The 14871-nt window shown below is 71.9% G+C and carries 11 protein-coding genes and 1 tRNA gene; 9 read left to right on the top strand and 3 right to left on the bottom strand.

Annotation, left to right across the window (positions count from 1 at the left end; genetic code table 11):
- Positions 1–51 precede the first annotated feature (51 nt).
- The gene (locus KBX26_RS17115) at positions 52–954 is read left to right on the top strand and encodes an SDR family oxidoreductase (protein ID WP_210865856.1); all 903 of its coding nucleotides are present in this window, start codon (positions 52–54) and stop codon (positions 952–954) included.
- A 159-nt stretch (positions 955–1113) separates the two neighbouring features.
- Here the strand turns inward: KBX26_RS17115 and KBX26_RS17110 are convergent, their stop codons facing one another.
- Entirely contained in the window at positions 1114–1773 is a 660-nt protein-coding gene (locus KBX26_RS17110) for a nucleotidyl transferase AbiEii/AbiGii toxin family protein (protein WP_036412771.1), read from the bottom strand.
- Positions 1770–2111, bottom strand: coding sequence for a hypothetical protein (locus tag KBX26_RS17105; protein ID WP_030338026.1), 342 nt, complete (start codon positions 2109–2111; stop codon positions 1770–1772). Before KBX26_RS17105 ends, KBX26_RS17110 begins: the two co-directional genes overlap by 4 nt.
- Before the next feature lie 700 nt (positions 2112–2811).
- Between KBX26_RS17105 and KBX26_RS17100 the strand changes: the two genes are divergently transcribed.
- The 7 genes from KBX26_RS17100 (at position 2812) to selB (ending at position 13084) form a co-directional block, all read left to right on the top strand.
- Complete coding sequence (locus tag KBX26_RS17100) at positions 2812–3378, top strand: hypothetical protein (RefSeq protein WP_210865855.1); 567 nt, start codon at positions 2812–2814, stop codon at positions 3376–3378.
- A gap of 959 nt (positions 3379–4337) precedes the next feature.
- A complete protein-coding gene (gene fdh / locus KBX26_RS17095; RefSeq protein ID WP_210865897.1) occupies positions 4338–7610 on the top strand; it encodes a formate dehydrogenase in 3273 nt (1090 codons plus the stop codon).
- Complete coding sequence (locus KBX26_RS17090) at positions 7600–8724, top strand: 4Fe-4S dicluster domain-containing protein (RefSeq protein WP_307857833.1); 1125 nt, start codon at positions 7600–7602, stop codon at positions 8722–8724. Before fdh ends, KBX26_RS17090 begins: the two co-directional genes overlap by 11 nt.
- A complete protein-coding gene (nrfD, locus tag KBX26_RS17085; RefSeq protein WP_210857802.1) occupies positions 8721–9860 on the top strand; it encodes an NrfD/PsrC family molybdoenzyme membrane anchor subunit in 1140 nt (379 codons plus the stop codon). Before KBX26_RS17090 ends, nrfD begins: the two co-directional genes overlap by 4 nt.
- Positions 9861–9873: 13 nt before the next feature.
- Positions 9874–9969: transfer RNA gene (locus tag KBX26_RS17080), tRNA-Sec, on the top strand.
- A gap of 23 nt (positions 9970–9992) precedes the next feature.
- Entirely contained in the window at positions 9993–11297 is a 1305-nt protein-coding gene (selA, locus tag KBX26_RS17075) for an L-seryl-tRNA(Sec) selenium transferase (RefSeq protein WP_030327727.1), read from the top strand.
- Positions 11298–11299: 2 nt separating this feature from the next.
- Positions 11300–13084, top strand: coding sequence for a selenocysteine-specific translation elongation factor (gene selB / locus KBX26_RS17070; protein WP_210865853.1), 1785 nt, complete (start codon positions 11300–11302; stop codon positions 13082–13084).
- 18 nt (positions 13085–13102) lie between these two features.
- On the opposite strand, the gene KBX26_RS17065 is transcribed toward selB, so the two are convergent.
- Entirely contained in the window at positions 13103–14143 is a 1041-nt protein-coding gene (locus tag KBX26_RS17065) for an NAD(P)-dependent alcohol dehydrogenase (RefSeq protein WP_210865852.1), read from the bottom strand.
- Positions 14144–14241: 98 nt separating this feature from the next.
- Here KBX26_RS17065 and KBX26_RS17060 point away from each other — a divergent pair, with 98 nt between their 5' ends.
- Positions 14242–14850 (top strand): TetR/AcrR family transcriptional regulator, encoded by a 609-nt coding sequence (locus KBX26_RS17060; protein ID WP_030327724.1) that lies wholly within the window; start codon positions 14242–14244, stop codon positions 14848–14850.
- Positions 14851–14871 lie beyond the last annotated feature (21 nt).

Genomic DNA, 14871 nt, shown 5'->3' with positions numbered 1-14871 from the left:
CGAGATTTCGCGGGAGAGCCCCCGCCTCCCACGCGACGCGAGGAGACATCGGTGAGCGAGGACCAGCACACCCAACAGGACCCGACCAGCCAGTACGGCCAGCAGTCCGGCCAACCCGCACAGCAGCAGTCGGCGCCGGGCGCGACCGCGGAGATGACCCCGAAGCCGGACCACGGGGAGGAGTCGTACCGGGGCAGCGGCAAACTCGACGGCAAGCGGGCACTGATCACCGGCGGTGACTCCGGGATCGGCCGGGCGGTCGCGATCTCCTTCGCCCGGGAGGGCGCGGACGTCCTCATCTCCTACCTTGGCGAGGAGGAGGACGCCGACGCCCGGGAGACCGTCCGGCTGATCGAGGCCGCCGGGCGCCGAGGCATCGCGGTACGTGGCGACATCACCGACGAGGCGCACTGCCAGGAACTGGTCGACCGGGCGGTGCGGGACCTGGGTGGCCTCGACATCCTGGTCAACAACGCGGCGTACCAGATGTCGCAGGACAAGGGCATCCTCGGGATCAGCACCGAGCAGTTCGACCGGGTGTTCAAGACCAACCTGTACGCGATGTTCTGGCTCTGCAAGGCCGCCATCCCGCACCTGGCCGAAGGGGCGGCGATCATCAACACGTCGTCGATCCAGGCGTTCGACCCGTCGCCGCAGTTGCTGGACTACGCCACCACGAAGGCGGGGATCGCCAACTTCACCAAGGCCCTCGCCGCCGACCTGGCCGAGCAGGGCATCCGGGTCAACGCTGTCGCTCCCGGTCCGGTGTGGACGCCGCTGATCCCGGCCACCATGCCGAAGGAGAAGGTGGAACAGTTCGGCACCGACACCCCCGAGGGACGCCCCGGGCAGCCGGCCGAGCTGGCACCCGCGTACGTCTTCTTCGCCTCGCAGGAGTCGAGCTACGTCACCGGCGAGATCCTGGGCGTCACCGGCGGTCGACCGACCAAGTGATGACCCACCCGGGTGGGCGTCATGCGGGCGCCCACCCGGCGCTGTGGTGTGCCGGGGCACCGGCCGTGCTGGCTCAGTGCCCCGCACGCTCCCGCGAATCGGCTCATCGGGCGTGGTCGGGTGGTGCGCACCGGTGGTGCGGTGCGGTCGGGCGTGGGGTTAACGCGGCCAGCTGGCGAAGCGTTGTCGGATCTCGGCGACCTCGGCGGCGCCCAGGCCGTACCGGCCGAAGCGCTGGTCGGAGAGCCGGTCCAGGTAGCGGCCGGCGGCGCGGACGTCGTCCGGGTCCAGCGCGGGATCGACCTGACGGGCCAGCACCAACAGCTCGGTCACGTCATAGTGGTCGAGAGCCGCGGCAACATCGATGAAGTCGCGAACCTCCCGCCGGTTCACCAACGCCGCGATCTTGTTCGCCACCAGGTCACGGACGTCCATCACCGGGCCGAGGTCCATCACCACCGGGCTCTGCTGGCGGTCCAACCGGGCCAGGCTGAGCCGGATCTGCCGTCCGTCGCGGCTCACCACGAAGTCCTTCATGTCCTGCTCGTACCCGTCGAACAGCTCGGCCAGCTCACTGTCCGGGTCGGCGTCAGTGACGAGGAACCCGGCCCGCTCCAGAGCCACGCGCACCCCGGCGGACGCCGCCGCCGCGGCACCCTCCACGTCCGCGAAGAGGTCGACGTCCTCCGTCGGTCGGGCGACCAGACCGTGCGCCGCCCACGCCACCCCACCACCCAGCACGAACCGGTACGGCCCGGCGGCGGACAGCGCCACCCGGGCCACCTCCCGGTAGAACTCGTGCAGATGCGGTTCGGTCACGCCGTACGCAGGCCGCGGTGCCGGCTCTCCCACGCCTGGCGTACGCCCCGAGGCAGGTTGAGCAGTCGCCACACCCGGCGCAACGTCCGCCCGTTGATCAGGGAGCGCAGATCCTCGGCCCGGGTGGTCTCGCGAAGCACGTTCTCGTACATCCAGAGCAACTGGTCGGGGTCGCCGAGGTCGAAGGTGCGCTCGGCGTTCCACATCAGCCGCACCGGCAGCTCCACCACACCCCGAGTGGGACCGGCCAGCTCGGCGAGCGTCCGCGCCACCACAGCGGGACGACCCGGGCGGGCCAGAAACGCCACGCCGGTCGCGGTGGGGGAGACGGCCTGCATGGTGTCAGGGTAACGCCCACCCGGGCCGGTGTCGCTCAGGCTGATCCCATCGCGCTATCGCAGACGAACCCACCCGACCTTGTTAGCCGCGATGTTTGTCCGGTTATGCGCCAGTCGAGGTCGTCAGGCGATGCATGATCGACTCGGGTTTCATGAAGTCGGGGTGTCCCGGCGTCCCGGATGCCCCGGTTTCCGTGAACCCGAGTGGATCACGGGCGTGCGGGCCGGTTCGGCGCCGCGGGGGCCGTTGTCGTGTGGGCGGTGTGTCGGGTTGTGAGGTGTTTGTGGTGGTGGTCGGGGGCACCCGCGGGCGGGAATCGTGGCCGGGCCGGGGTCGTTACACACCCTGACGATCGCAGCAGCACCTCCCGCCGCCCGGTCTTCACGGGTGCGGGATCTGAGGTCCGGCAGGGTGGAATGCCCGCCGCCACCCGGTCGTTATGGTCCCCACGATCGACCGCAGGCACCGCCGTGATGGGGGTGCCGACAGGTTGGGCCACCGGGGAATGACCCCGGCCCCCCGGTCGTTACACCTGGACCCCGGCGCCACGAGCCCCCCGCCCGTGAAGTCGCCGACCGACGCCCCTAAAGGCGTCACCCCCCAAACTTTCCCCTTGTTATGTGCAGCGCCGGACGAGGTGCTCACACCCGTGCGTCCCCCCGACGTGTGGGTGTTCCTACCCCCGAAGGAGCTACCCCCATGAACACGATCTTCCGTAAGAGCATGCTGTCCGTTGCTGGTCTCGCGTTCGCCGGTGGTGTCTTCGCCGGCCCGATCGCCGCCCACGCCAACCCGGTAGTGGACGCCAAGCCCGCCGCCACTGCGGTGGCCGTGCAGTCGGCGCCGAAGCCGCAGGGCGACCAGTCGCACATCACCCTCAACGACGAGCAGACGGGCAACGTCAAGGCGATCATCGCCGCCACGAAGAAGGCCGGCCTGCCCGAGCGCGCCGCGGTCATCTCGATCGCGACGAGCCTGCAGGAGTCCAAGCTGGAGAACCTGGGCCACCTCGGCGACAGGAACGATCACGACTCGCTGGGCCTGTTCCAGCAGCGCCCGAGCTCGGGTTGGGGTACCCCGGAGCAGATCACCGACCCCGAGTACTCCACGACCGCGTTCCTCAAGGGCCTGAAGCAAGTTGACGGGTGGCAGGACATGCCCCTGACCGACGCCGCGCAGACCGTGCAGGTCTCGGCGTACCCGGACGCCTACGCCCAGTGGGAGCAGCAGGCCACCGACCTCGTCGCCCAGCACTGGAACAGCTGACCCGCACCACCGCACGACCGAACAGCAACACCACCGCACCACCGCACCACCGCACGACTCTGACCGCTGGCCGGCACCCGCAACCCGGGGTGCCGGCCAGCGGCGTATGTGTCACGTGGTGGTGCGCGCCGGCGTCGTCGCGTCATTCGTTGGCGAGATCTTGGACAGTTTCCGTTCTCACGTAACGGAAACTGTCCAAGATCTCGCGATTCCGGGTCCTGGTTGAGCGTCGCGGTGGGGCGTCGCGGTGAGGTGGCTCCGTCGTGGGGTGGGTCGGGCACCGCGCTGGCCGACCCGTCGCGGGCGGGGCAGTGTCGTGCCGCGACGTGCGGCGACGCCACGGCGGCCCGTGCGGGAACGACGGTGGTTCGTGCGGCAACCGACCGCGGTCCGTGCGGCAACCGACGGCGGACCGCGCGCCAACCCGGGACGACCCGCGCGGGAACGACGACCACCCGCGCGGCAACCATGACCGCCCGCGAGGCAACCCGCGGCGGTCCGCGCGCCAACCGACGGCAGTCCGCGCGGCAACCGACGGTGGTTCGTGCAGGCAACCGACGGTGGTCTGCGCGCCAACCCACGGCGGTCCGGGCGCCAACCCCACGGCGCCCGCGCGGAAACGACGGCGGCCCACCCGGGAAGCCGGCGCGTCCGTGCGCCAACCCCGGCGGCGCGGAGACCGATGGCGGCCTGCGCGGGGAACAAGGTGGGGGTGCGGCTGGTTGAGGACAGTGTCGGTGTGACTCAGTGTCCCCGGGCCTCACCTAATATCGCCTTCGCGGAATACCGTTCGGCTGGAGCCGCGTCGTGCCACTCGCCGAGAGGCGACCTGCACACCGACACCCAGCGCCGCCCCCGGCCCAACGGCCGGGGGCGGCGCTGTCGGTATCCCCGGTTCGCGAACCTGTCTCGGTTGACCTATGTTCAGAGGGTCGCTCGCGTGGGAGGGGGTGTCGGGGTTGGGCCTGCGGACCTTTATCGAGGGTTGGCCGGTGTACCGGCAGCTCACCGGCACGGACCCGCTGGGTCGGGGCGCGGCGGCGAAGTCGGACGGGTCCCGCGCGCTCATCGCCCGCACCGACACCGCCGATTCGGTCGCCCGTTCCGTCTGCCCGTACTGCGCCGTCGGGTGTGGTCAGCGGGTGTTCGTCAAGGACGGGCAGGTCAGTCAGATCGAGGGTGATCCGGACAGTCCGATCTCGCGGGGTCGGCTCTGCCCGAAGGGTTCGGCCAGTAAGAGCCTGGTGACCAGCCCGCTGCGGCAGACCACGGTGCGCTACCGCCGCCCGTACTCGACGCAGTGGGAGGATCTGGACCTCGACACGGCGCTCGACATGATCGCCGATCGGATCCTCGCCGCCCGGGAGCAGACCTGGGAGGACGTCGACACGCAGGGCCGGCCGCTCAACCGGACACTGGGCATCTCCAGCCTGGGCGGGGCGACGCTGGACAACGAGGAGAACTACCTGATCAAGAAGTTGTTCACCGCGATGGGGGCGCTTCAGATCGAGAATCAGGCCCGTATTTGACACTCCGCCACCGTCCCCGGTCTGGGGGCCAGCTTCGGTCGTGGCGGTGCGACGGATTTTCAGCAGGACATCGCCAACGCTGACGTGATCGTCATTCAGGGTTCGAACATGGCTGAGGCGCACCCGGTGGGTTTCCAGTGGGTGATGGAGGCCAAGCGCCGAGGGGCGAAGGTCTTCCACGTCGACCCACGGTTCACCCGGACGAGCGCGGTAGCGGACGCGTACCTGCCGATCCGGGCGGGCACGGACATCGCGTTGCTCGGTGGGGTGGTGCGTTACATCCTGGACAACGAGTTGGACTTCCGGGAGTACGTGCTGGCGTACACCAACGCGGCGACGATCGTCAGCGAGGAGTTCAGCGATACCGAGGACGGCGACGGTTTCTTCTCCGGTTTCGACCCGGAGACCGGCACGTACGTGCAGGACAGTTGGCAGTACGAGGGCCACGAGGACTCGTCGGGCAGTGGGCACACCGCCCAGGAGCGGGACAGCGCCGCGGGGTTGACGCACGAGTCGCACGGCGCGCAGGTGGGTGGGCAGACGCGGCGCGACGAGACGTTGCAGCATCCGCGCTGCGTTTACCAGATCCTGAAGCGACACTTCTCCCGCTACACGCCGGAGATGGTGGAGCGGGTCTGCGGTATTTCCCAGGCGCAGTTCCTGGAGTTGGCGCGGGCGTGGACGCAGAACTCCGGGCGGGACCGCACCGGCATGCTCGTCTACTCGGTGGGGTGGACGCAGCACAGCGTGGGCGTGCAGTACATCCGCACCGGCGCGATCATCCAGCTCCTGCTGGGCAACATGGGTCGCCCGGGCGGCGGGGTGATGGCGCTTCGTGGGCACGCGAGCATCCAGGGCTCCACCGACATCCCGACACTGTTCAACCTGCTGCCCGGTTACCTGCCGATGCCGCACCACGCCGAGCACCCGAGCTTCGACGAGTGGGTGGACAGCATCCGCCACCCGGGGCAGAAGGGGTTCTGGGGTAACGCGCGGTCGTTCGCCGCGAGCCTGCTCAAGGCGTACTGGGGGGACGCGGCGACGCCGGAGAACGACTTCTGTTACGGCTACATGCCGCGGATGACCGGTGATCACGGCACCTACCAGCAGGTGCTGAACATGATCGACGGGAAGATCAAGGGGTACTTCCTGCTCGGGCAGAACCCGGCCGTCGGGTCGGCGCACGGTCGGGCGCAGCGCCTCGGCATGGCCAACCTCGACTGGCTGGTGGTCCGGGACCTGTTCATGATCGAGAGCGCGACGTTCTGGCAGAACGGCCCCGAGGTCGCCACCGGGGAGATCGTGCCGCAGGAGTGCCGTACCGAGGTGTTCTTCCTGCCCGCGGCGTCGCATGTGGAGAAGGAGGGCACGTTCACGCAGACGCAGCGGTTGTTGCAGTGGCGGGAGAAGGCCGTCGAGCCGCCGGGCGACGCCCGCTCCGAGCTGTGGTTCTTCTATCACCTGGGCCGCAAACTGCGCGAGAAGTTGGCCGGGTCGCCGTTGTCGCGCGACCGGGCGCTGCTCGACCTGACCTGGGACTATCCCACGCACGGTCCGCACGCGGAGCCGAGCGCCGAGGCGGTGCTGCGCGAGATCAACGGGTACGACGTGGCGACCGGCGCGCCGTTGTCCAGCTTCGCGGAGGCCCGCGCCGACGGTTCCACAGCCGTCGGCTGCTGGATCTACACCGGGGTGTACGCCGACGGCGTCAACCAGGCCGCCCGCCGCAAGTCCCGGCACGAGCAGGACTGGGTCGCCGCCGAGTGGGGTTGGGCCTGGCCGGCGAACCGGCGCATCCTCTACAACCGGGCCTCCGCCGACCCGGACGGCAACCCATGGAGTGAGCGCAAACGCTACGTGTGGTGGGACGCGGACAAGGGCGAGTGGACCGGTTACGACGTGCCGGACTTCGAGAAGACCAAACCACCGTCGTACCGGCCGCCTCCCGGTGCGTCGGGGACGGAGGGCATCGCCGGCGACGATCCGTTCGTCATGCAGGGCGACGGCAAGGGCTGGCTGTACGCGCCCAGCGGCGTCCTGGACGGCCCGCTGCCGACGCACTACGAGCCGGTGGAGTCGCCGGTGCGTAACCCGCTCTACGGCCAGCAGGCCAATCCGACCCGCAAGATGTACGCGCATCCGGTGAACTCGGTGAACCCGAGTCCGCCGCAGGAGCACAGTCAGGTGTTCCCGTACGTGTTCACTGTCAGCCGGCTCACCGAGCACCACACCGCCGGTGCGATGAGCCGGACCGTGTCACCGTTGGCCGAGTTGCAACCGGAGATGTTCGTCGAGGTGTCCCCGGAACTGGCCGGCGAGGTCGGGTTGGCGCATCTGGGCTGGGCGCACCTGGTCAGTGGTCGCGCGGTGATCGAGGCGAAGGTGCTGGTGACCGACCGGCTGACTCCGCTGCGGGTGGACGGTCGGGTCATCCACCAGGTGTGGTTGCCGTACCACTTCGGTTTTGAGGGTTTGGTGACCGGCGACTCGGCCAACGACCTGTTCGGGATCAGCCTGGATCCGAACGTGCTGATTCAGGAGAGCAAGGTGGGCACCTGCGACGTGCGGCCGGGCCGGCGTCCCACCGGGCCGGCGTTGCTCGACCTGGTGGCCGACTACCAGCGGCGTGCCGGGATCAACCCGGGCCAGCACGCCCCGGCCGTGACCACTGACGATGAGGGGAAGGAGCACGGTGCTTCCTGACCCGAACAGCCTGTACGGGCCGCTGGACCCCGCACCGGACGCGGGCTACGAGGACGCGCCGCCGCGGATGGGGTTTTTCACCGATACCAGCGTCTGTATCGGTTGCAAGGCGTGTGAGGTGGCCTGCAAGGAGTGGAACGGTGTGCCGGAGAGTGGCCTGGATCTGCTGGGTATGTCGTACGACAACACCGGCGCTCTGACCGCGAACTCGTGGCGCCACGTCGCGTTCATCGAGCAACCCCGGCCGGCCGGGCATCGCGCGCCGCCGTTCGTGGGAACGCCGACCGAGGGTTCGGCCAGCGCGGCGTCGGCGGTCGTGGCGGCCCGCACCGGTGGGCGCACCGGCACTGACCCGGGCGTGCCGACCGGTGCGCCGTCGGCGGCCGCCGGGATGGCCGCGGGCGGGCCGGTGGACGTGCTGGGTGCCCCGATGGGCGCCGGCCCGGCCGATCCGATCGCCGGGAGCGGGGGTGGCGCCGGTCCGCAGTTCCTCGGGATGCCGGGTGCGCAGCCGCCGGGGCGGGGTTCGGGTGCGGAGGGTCGGACGGATTTCCGGTGGTTGATGATGTCGGATGTCTGTAAGCACTGCACGCATGCGGCGTGTCTGGATGTGTGTCCGACGGGTTCGTTGTTCCGGACGGAGTTCGGGACGGTGGTGGTGCAGGAGGACATCTGCAACGGCTGCGGTTACTGCATCTCCGCCTGCCCGTACGGGGTGATTGACCAGCGTAAGGACGACGGTCGGGCGTGGAAGTGCACGTTGTGCTACGACCGGTTGGGTGCGGGCATGACGCCGGCGTGTGCGCAGGCGTGTCCGACCGAGTCGATCCAGTACGGGGAACTGGATGAGTTGCGCGAACGCGCCGCCGCCCGGGTCGAGACGCTGCACGAGCGGGGGGTGCCCGAGGCGCGACTGTACGGGCACGACCCGAACGACGGTGTGGGTGGGGACGGGGCGTTCTTCCTGCTGCTGGACGAGCCCGAGGTGTACGGGCTGCCACCGGACCCGGTGGTGACCACCCGCGACCTACCGAAGATGTGGAAACGCGCCGGCCTCGCCGCGCTCGCCATGGCGGCGGCGACCGTCGCCGCGTTCGTCGGAGGTTCTTCATGACGCCACCGGGCCCGGTCGGCGACCGGTTCCGCCGCTTCCGGGAGCGGCTCGCCGACGAGCACAGCAACCAACCCTCGGTGAGCGCCCCCGGGGGCGACCTGACGGTCCGGCGAGACGCCAACCGTCGGCGCGGCGGGCGGCGCGGTGGCGGCGAGGAACTGCGGGTGCCGGAGGCCGAGTTCACCTCCTACTACGGTCGGCCCGTCCTGAAGCCGCCGGTCTGGAAGTGGGACATCGCCGCGTACCTGTTCACCGGCGGGTTGGCCGCCGGCTCATCGTTGCTCGCCGCGGGCGGGCAGCTCACCAGGCGGCCCGCGTTGCGGCGCGCCGGCCGGGTCACCGCGTTGGCCGCCGTCAGCGCCAGCGCCGTCTTCCTGGTCAGGGATCTGGGCCGGCCGGCGCGGTTCCACCACATGCTGCGGGTGGCCAAGCCGACCTCGCCGATGTCGATGGGCACCTGGATCCTCACCGCGTACGGGCCGGCGGCGGGCGTCGCCGCGATCGCCGAGGCGGCCGGTGTGCTGCCCCGGCACGGTCTGCTCGGGCTGGCCGGTCGGGTGCTGCCGCCGGTCGGGCACGCCGCCGGGCTGCTCGCCGCCGGCACCGCGCCCGCGCTGGCCACGTACACCGGGGTGTTGCTGGCCGACACGGCGGTGCCGTCGTGGCATGAGGCGTACCCCGAGCTGCCGGTGATCTTCGCGGGCAGCGCGTTGGCCAGCGGCGCCGGCGTGGGTCTGCTCGCCGCGCCGCCGGCCCAGGCCGGGCCGGCCCGCCGGATGGCGGTGGCCGGCGCGGCCCTGGAGCTGTACGGCGCGCACCGGGTGGAGACCCGTCTGGGCCTGCTCAGCGAGCCCTACCGGTTGGGCCGGCCGGGTCGGTTGCTACGCGCGGGGCGGCTGCTGACCGCCGGTGGGGTGGCCGGCGCGCTGCTGGGCCGGCGCAGCCGGGTGGTCGGTGCGCTCTCCGGGACCGCGCTGCTGGCCGCGTCGGTGCTGACCCGGTTCGGGATCTTCTACGGCGGCGTCGCCTCGGCCCGTGACCCCCGGTACACGGTGGTTCCGCAACGCGAACGGGTCGAAGCGCGGCGAAGCGGCATGGATCTTCCATCTGATCGGGCGGCCCCGCCCGCGGTGTGATCGAATGTCCGGTGGAGGCGTTCAGGCGGCTGGTGCCCCTCCCGGTCTTCAAAACCGGAGTGGTCCGGGACCCGGGCCAGGCGGGTTCGATTCCCGTCCGTCTCCGCCACACCGCTTGCAGGAGATGACGTGATGGGCGACGGCCCGGTGGACCCGCGACGCCGGGTGCCCCGTACGGACACGCTGCTGGCCGACCCGGTGCTGGCCGCCGCCACGGTGACCCTCGGCCGGGAGCAGGTCAAGGCGATCGTCTCCCGCGCGCAGGACCGCGCCCGTCGCGGCGAGCTCCACCCCGACGAGGTACGCGACGCCGCGGTCGTCGCGTTGCCCACTCCCGGCCCCCGGGTGGTGCTCAACGCCACCGGCGTCGTGCTGCACACCAACCTGGGCCGGGCCCCGTTGTCGCCCGCCGCCGTCGCCGCGGTGGTGGCCGCCGCCGGGCACACCGACGTCGAGTTGGACCTGGCCACCGGTCGGAGGGCCCGTCGCGGCCGGGGCGCGCTCGACGCGCTGGCCGCCGCCGTGCCCGACGCCGGCGCCGTGCACGTGGTCAACAACGGCGCCGCCGCGCTGGTGCTGGCCGCCACCGCGTTGGCCGCCGGCCGGGAGATCGTGGTCAGCCGGGGTGAGCTGGTCGAGATCGGCGACGGTTTCCGCCTGCCTGACCTGCTGGAGAGCACCGGTGCGCGGCTGCGCGAGGTGGGCACCACCAACCGCACCACGGTCGCGGACTACGCCGCCGCCCTCGGCCCGCAGACCGGCTTCGTGCTCAAGGTGCACCCGTCGAACTTCCGGGTCACCGGCTTCACCTCCGCCGTCGGGGTGCGGCAACTGGCCACACTCGGGGTGCCGGTGGTGGCCGACATCGGCTCCGGGCTGCTCGGCGCGGACCCGCTGCTGCCCGACGAACCGGACGCGGCCAGCACCCTGCGCGCGGGCGCCGCACTGGTCACCGCCAGCGGCGACAAGCTGCTCGGTGGGCCGCAGGCGGGGCTGCTGCTGGGTGACGCCGAGCTGATCGACCGGCTGCGTCGCCACCCGCTGGCCCGGGCGCTGCGGGTGGACAAGCTCACCCTGGCCGCGCTGGCCGCCACCCTGCACCAACCGGGCACCCCGACCCGGGCGGCGCTGCACGCCGACCCGGGTGTGCTGCGCGAACGGGTGGAGCGGCTGCGCGACCGCCTCGGCGCGGACGGCCGCAAGGCGGAGGTGGTGCCGGCCGTCGCGGTGGTCGGCGGGGGCGGCGCCCCCGGGGTGGAGCTGGACTCGTGGGCGTTGAGCCTGCCCGAGCGGTACGCGGCGCCGCTGCGCACCGGAGAGCCGCCGGTCCTCGGCCGGGTGGTACGCGGCCGGCTCCTGCTCGACCTGCGCTGTGTGCCCGCCGACGCCGACGAGGCCGTCCGCCAGGCGGTGCTGCGCGTACCCGGGGACGACTGACAGTGTTCGTCGTCGCGACCGCCGGGCACGTCGACCACGGCAAATCGACGCTCGTGCGGGCGTTGACCGGGATGGAACCCGACCGGTGGGCGGAGGAACGCCGCCGGGGGATGACCATCGACCTGGGTTTCGCCTGGACGACACTGCCGTCCGGCGGCACCGTCGCGTTCGTCGACGTACCCGGGCACGAACGGTTCGTGCCGAACATGCTCGCCGGGGTCGGCCCGGTCCCGGCGGCGCTGATCGTGGTGGCCGCCGACGAGGGGTGGATGCCGCAGTCCGCCGAGCACCTGGCCGCCCTCGACGCGCTCGGTGTCGCGTACGGCCTGCTGGCGGTGACCCGCGCGGACCTGGCCGACCCGGGGCCGGCGATGGCCCGCGCGCGCGCCGAGATCGCCGCGACCAGCCTCGGCGCGGTGCCGGCGGTGGCGGTCAGTGGCCTGACCGGCGCGGGCCTGCCGGAATTGCGGGCCGCCCTGGACCGGCTCGCCGCCGACCTGCCCGCGCCGGTGCTGGACGATCCGGTCCGGCTCTGGGTGGACCGCAGCTTCACCGTGCGGGGCAGCGGCACCGTCGTCACCGGCACCCTCGGCACCGGTCGACTGCGAGTGGGCGACGAACTGGAGCTGGCCGGCGCCGACGAACCGGTCCGGGTCCGTGGCCTGCACTCGCTGGGCGAGCCCCGACCGGAGGCGGCGGCGGTCGCCCGGGTCGCGGTCAACCTGCGCGGTACGCCCCGCGACCGGCTCGGTCGGGGCGACGCGCTGCTCACCCCGGGCCGGTTTCACCACACCGACCTGGTCGACGTCCGGCTCGCCGGCGACCCGGCCGCCGACCTGCCGGCCACCCTCACCCTGCATGTCGGGTCGGCGGCGGTGCCGGTACGGGTGCGCCCGCTCGGCCCGGACACCGTCCGGCTGCGGCTGGCCCGACCGTTGCCGTTGCTGGTGGGCGACCGGGCGCTGCTGCGGGACCCGGGTCGCCACCACGTCAGCGGCGGGGTGTGGGTGTTGGACGTGGCACCCCCACCGTTGGCTCGACGCGGCGCGGCGGCCGCCCGTGCCCAGGTCCTCGCCGAGCTGGACGGTCGACCCGACCTGGCGGGGGAGCTGCGCCGCCGCCGGCTGGTCCGGGCCGGCGCGTTGGTCCGGATGGGCGTGCCGGTGCCCACCGTGTCGGGTCGGGACCGGCCGGAGTTCGCCCAGCCGGTGGCCGGTGACTGGTTGGCCGACCCCGCGTACTGGCGGGTGCTCGCCGAGCGGCTGACCGAGGAGCTCGCCCGCCACGCGCGCGAGCACCCGTTGGAGCCCGGGATGCCGGTGGACGCGTTGCGGCAGCGTCTCGCCCTGCCCGACCGGGCGCTGGTCGAGGCGCTGGTCCGGCCGCCGCTGCGGATCCACTCCGGCCGGGTCGGGGCGTCGAGCACCGACGCGCTGCCCGAACCGGTGGCCCGGGCCGTGCAGCGGGTCCGCGCCGAGTACGGCGACCGGCCGTTCCGCGCCCCCGAAGCCGATCGCCTCGTCGACCTCGGTCTGGGTCCCCGGGAGATCGGTGCCGCGGTGCGCGCCGGCGCCCTGCTGCGGTTGGCCGACAACGTGGTGTTGCTGCCCGACGTGCTCGACGACGCGGTGCGGGTGCTGGCCGGGCTGCCGCAGCCGTTCACCCTCTCCGCGGCGCGGCAGGCGTTGGACACCACCCGCCGGGTGGCGGTGCCCCTGCTGGAGTTGCTGGACCGGCGGGGCGCGACCCGCCGGCTGCCCGACGACGCCCGGATCGTCGTCACCTGAGCGGCGCGCCGACCACCGTCAGTCGAGGTCGGACATGTCCAGCACGAAGCGGTAGCGGACGTCGTTTCGCCGCAGGCGGTCGAGTGCCGTGCCCACCTGCGCCGACGGGAGGATCTCGATGTCGGCGGTGACGCCGTTGTCGGCGCAGAACTGGAGCATCTCAGCCGTCGAGCGGCGGCCTCCGCTCCCGGCGGAGCTGAGCCTCTTGCGGCCGATGAGCAGGTCGGTGGTCTCGACGGTCACCGGTCCCAGGTATCCGAGCAGGCTCAGGGTGCCGTCCATCGCCACCAGCCGCAGGTACGGCGCGAGGTCGTGCGGTGCGGAGATGGTGTCGATGACGAGGTCGAAGGTGTCGCGGGCGGCAGCCATCTGCTGGGGATCGGTGGAGTCGACGAGGTCGTGTGCGCCGAGCCGACGGGCGTCGTCCCGCTTGTCCAGGGTGCGGCTGATCACGGTCGTGGTGGCGCCGAGTGCCACGGCCATCTTGACCGCGAGGTGGCCCAGGCCGCCGAGCCCGGCCACGGCGACGCGGGTGCCTGGGCCGACGTTGTGGGAGCGCAGGGGTTCCCACACGGTGACGCCGGCGCACAGCAGCGGGGCGGCTGCGGCCAGGTGGAGGCCGGCGGGGAGTGGGTAGGCGAAGGTGTCCCGCACGACGTATTCGCGGGAGAAGCCACCCAGCGTCGTCGACCCGTCCTGCCGGTCCGTGCCGCCGTAGGTCAGGGTCGGGAAGGAGTGGCAGAAGTTCTCCTGTCCGGCCGCGCACATGGCGCAGGCGCCGCAGGAGTCGACGATGTTGCCCACCGCGACGCTCTGGCCGATCGAGAAGCGGGTCACCTCGGGGCCGGTGTCAATCACCACGCCGGTGAATTCGTGCCCCGGCACCAGTGCGGCGTCGGCGTGCTGGTCGTGGTCGCGCAGGGCGTGCAGGTCGCTGTGGCAGACCCCGCAGTAGTCGACGCGCACCGCGATGTCGTCCGGACGTAGGTCACGGCGCTCGATCGGGGTACGCCGCAGTTCCGTCGGGCCGGTTGCTCGCCATCCGGTGGTCCTTCGCATGATCGACTCTTTTCTAAACAGACTGTTCGGTCTGTTGGAGCTTAGGTCGGGCCGCGAGCCGAAGCAAACCAACTGTTCTGTTTTGCTACTGTGGGGCCATGCCGGAGCAGCCCCTGACCTCGCGAGGTGCCGCGACCTACCAGCGCATCCTGGACGCCGCCACCGAGGAGTTCGCCCAACACGGCATCGCCGGGGCCCGCGTCGACCGCATCGTGACGGCGGCCCGCACCAACAAGGCGCAGCTCTACGCCTACTTCGGGGACAAGGAACGACTCTTCGACGCGATCTTCCTCAGCTCGCTGGAACGCATCACCAACGTCGTGCCCATCGACGCCGACGATCTCGCGGACTGGGCCGTCCGCCTCTACGACGAATACCTGCGCCGCCCCGACCTCATCCGGCTCGCGACCTGGACGCGGCTGGAACGCCGGCCCGCAGGACACCTCGTCGAGACCCACCAGCACTACGACGATCGCAAGCTCACGGCGATCGCCGAGGCCCAGGCCGCCGGCCGGATCCGCGGTGGTGACCCGTTCGACATCATGGCCCTGGTCATCGCGATGTCGATGGCCTGGTCGCCGGTGAGCAACGTCTACGCCGCCAGCGGCCAGGAACCCGACGACGTGCACTCCCGCCGTCGTGCGCTGCTTCGCGACTGCGTCCGGCGAGCCATCGTGCCGACGGACCAGGATCACCCCGACCGCTGAGCGCCGCGACCGATCCGGTGC

Source organism: Micromonospora sp. C97, from assembly GCF_018070385.1.
Lineage (GTDB): Bacteria > Actinomycetota > Actinomycetes > Mycobacteriales > Micromonosporaceae > Micromonospora > Micromonospora parva.
The sequence above is the reverse complement of the archived record's forward strand: the minus strand, read 5'-3'. Positions and strand labels throughout refer to the sequence as shown.

Excerpts from the sequence above, each read along its gene's own strand:
- KBX26_RS17105 (WP_030338026.1), bottom strand. The coding sequence starts at position 2,111 with ATGCAGGCCGTCTCCCCCACCGCGACCGGCGTGGCGTTTCTGGCCCGC.
- KBX26_RS17100 (WP_210865855.1), top strand. The coding sequence starts at position 2,812 with ATGAACACGATCTTCCGTAAGAGCATGCTGTCCGTTGCTGGTCTCGCG.
- nrfD (WP_210857802.1), top strand. The coding sequence starts at position 8,721 with ATGACGCCACCGGGCCCGGTCGGCGACCGGTTCCGCCGCTTCCGGGAG.
- selA (WP_030327727.1), top strand. The coding sequence starts at position 9,993 with ATGGGCGACGGCCCGGTGGACCCGCGACGCCGGGTGCCCCGTACGGAC.
- KBX26_RS17065 (WP_210865852.1), bottom strand. The coding sequence starts at position 14,143 with ATGCGAAGGACCACCGGATGGCGAGCAACCGGCCCGACGGAACTGCGG.
- KBX26_RS17060 (WP_030327724.1), top strand. The coding sequence starts at position 14,242 with ATGCCGGAGCAGCCCCTGACCTCGCGAGGTGCCGCGACCTACCAGCGC.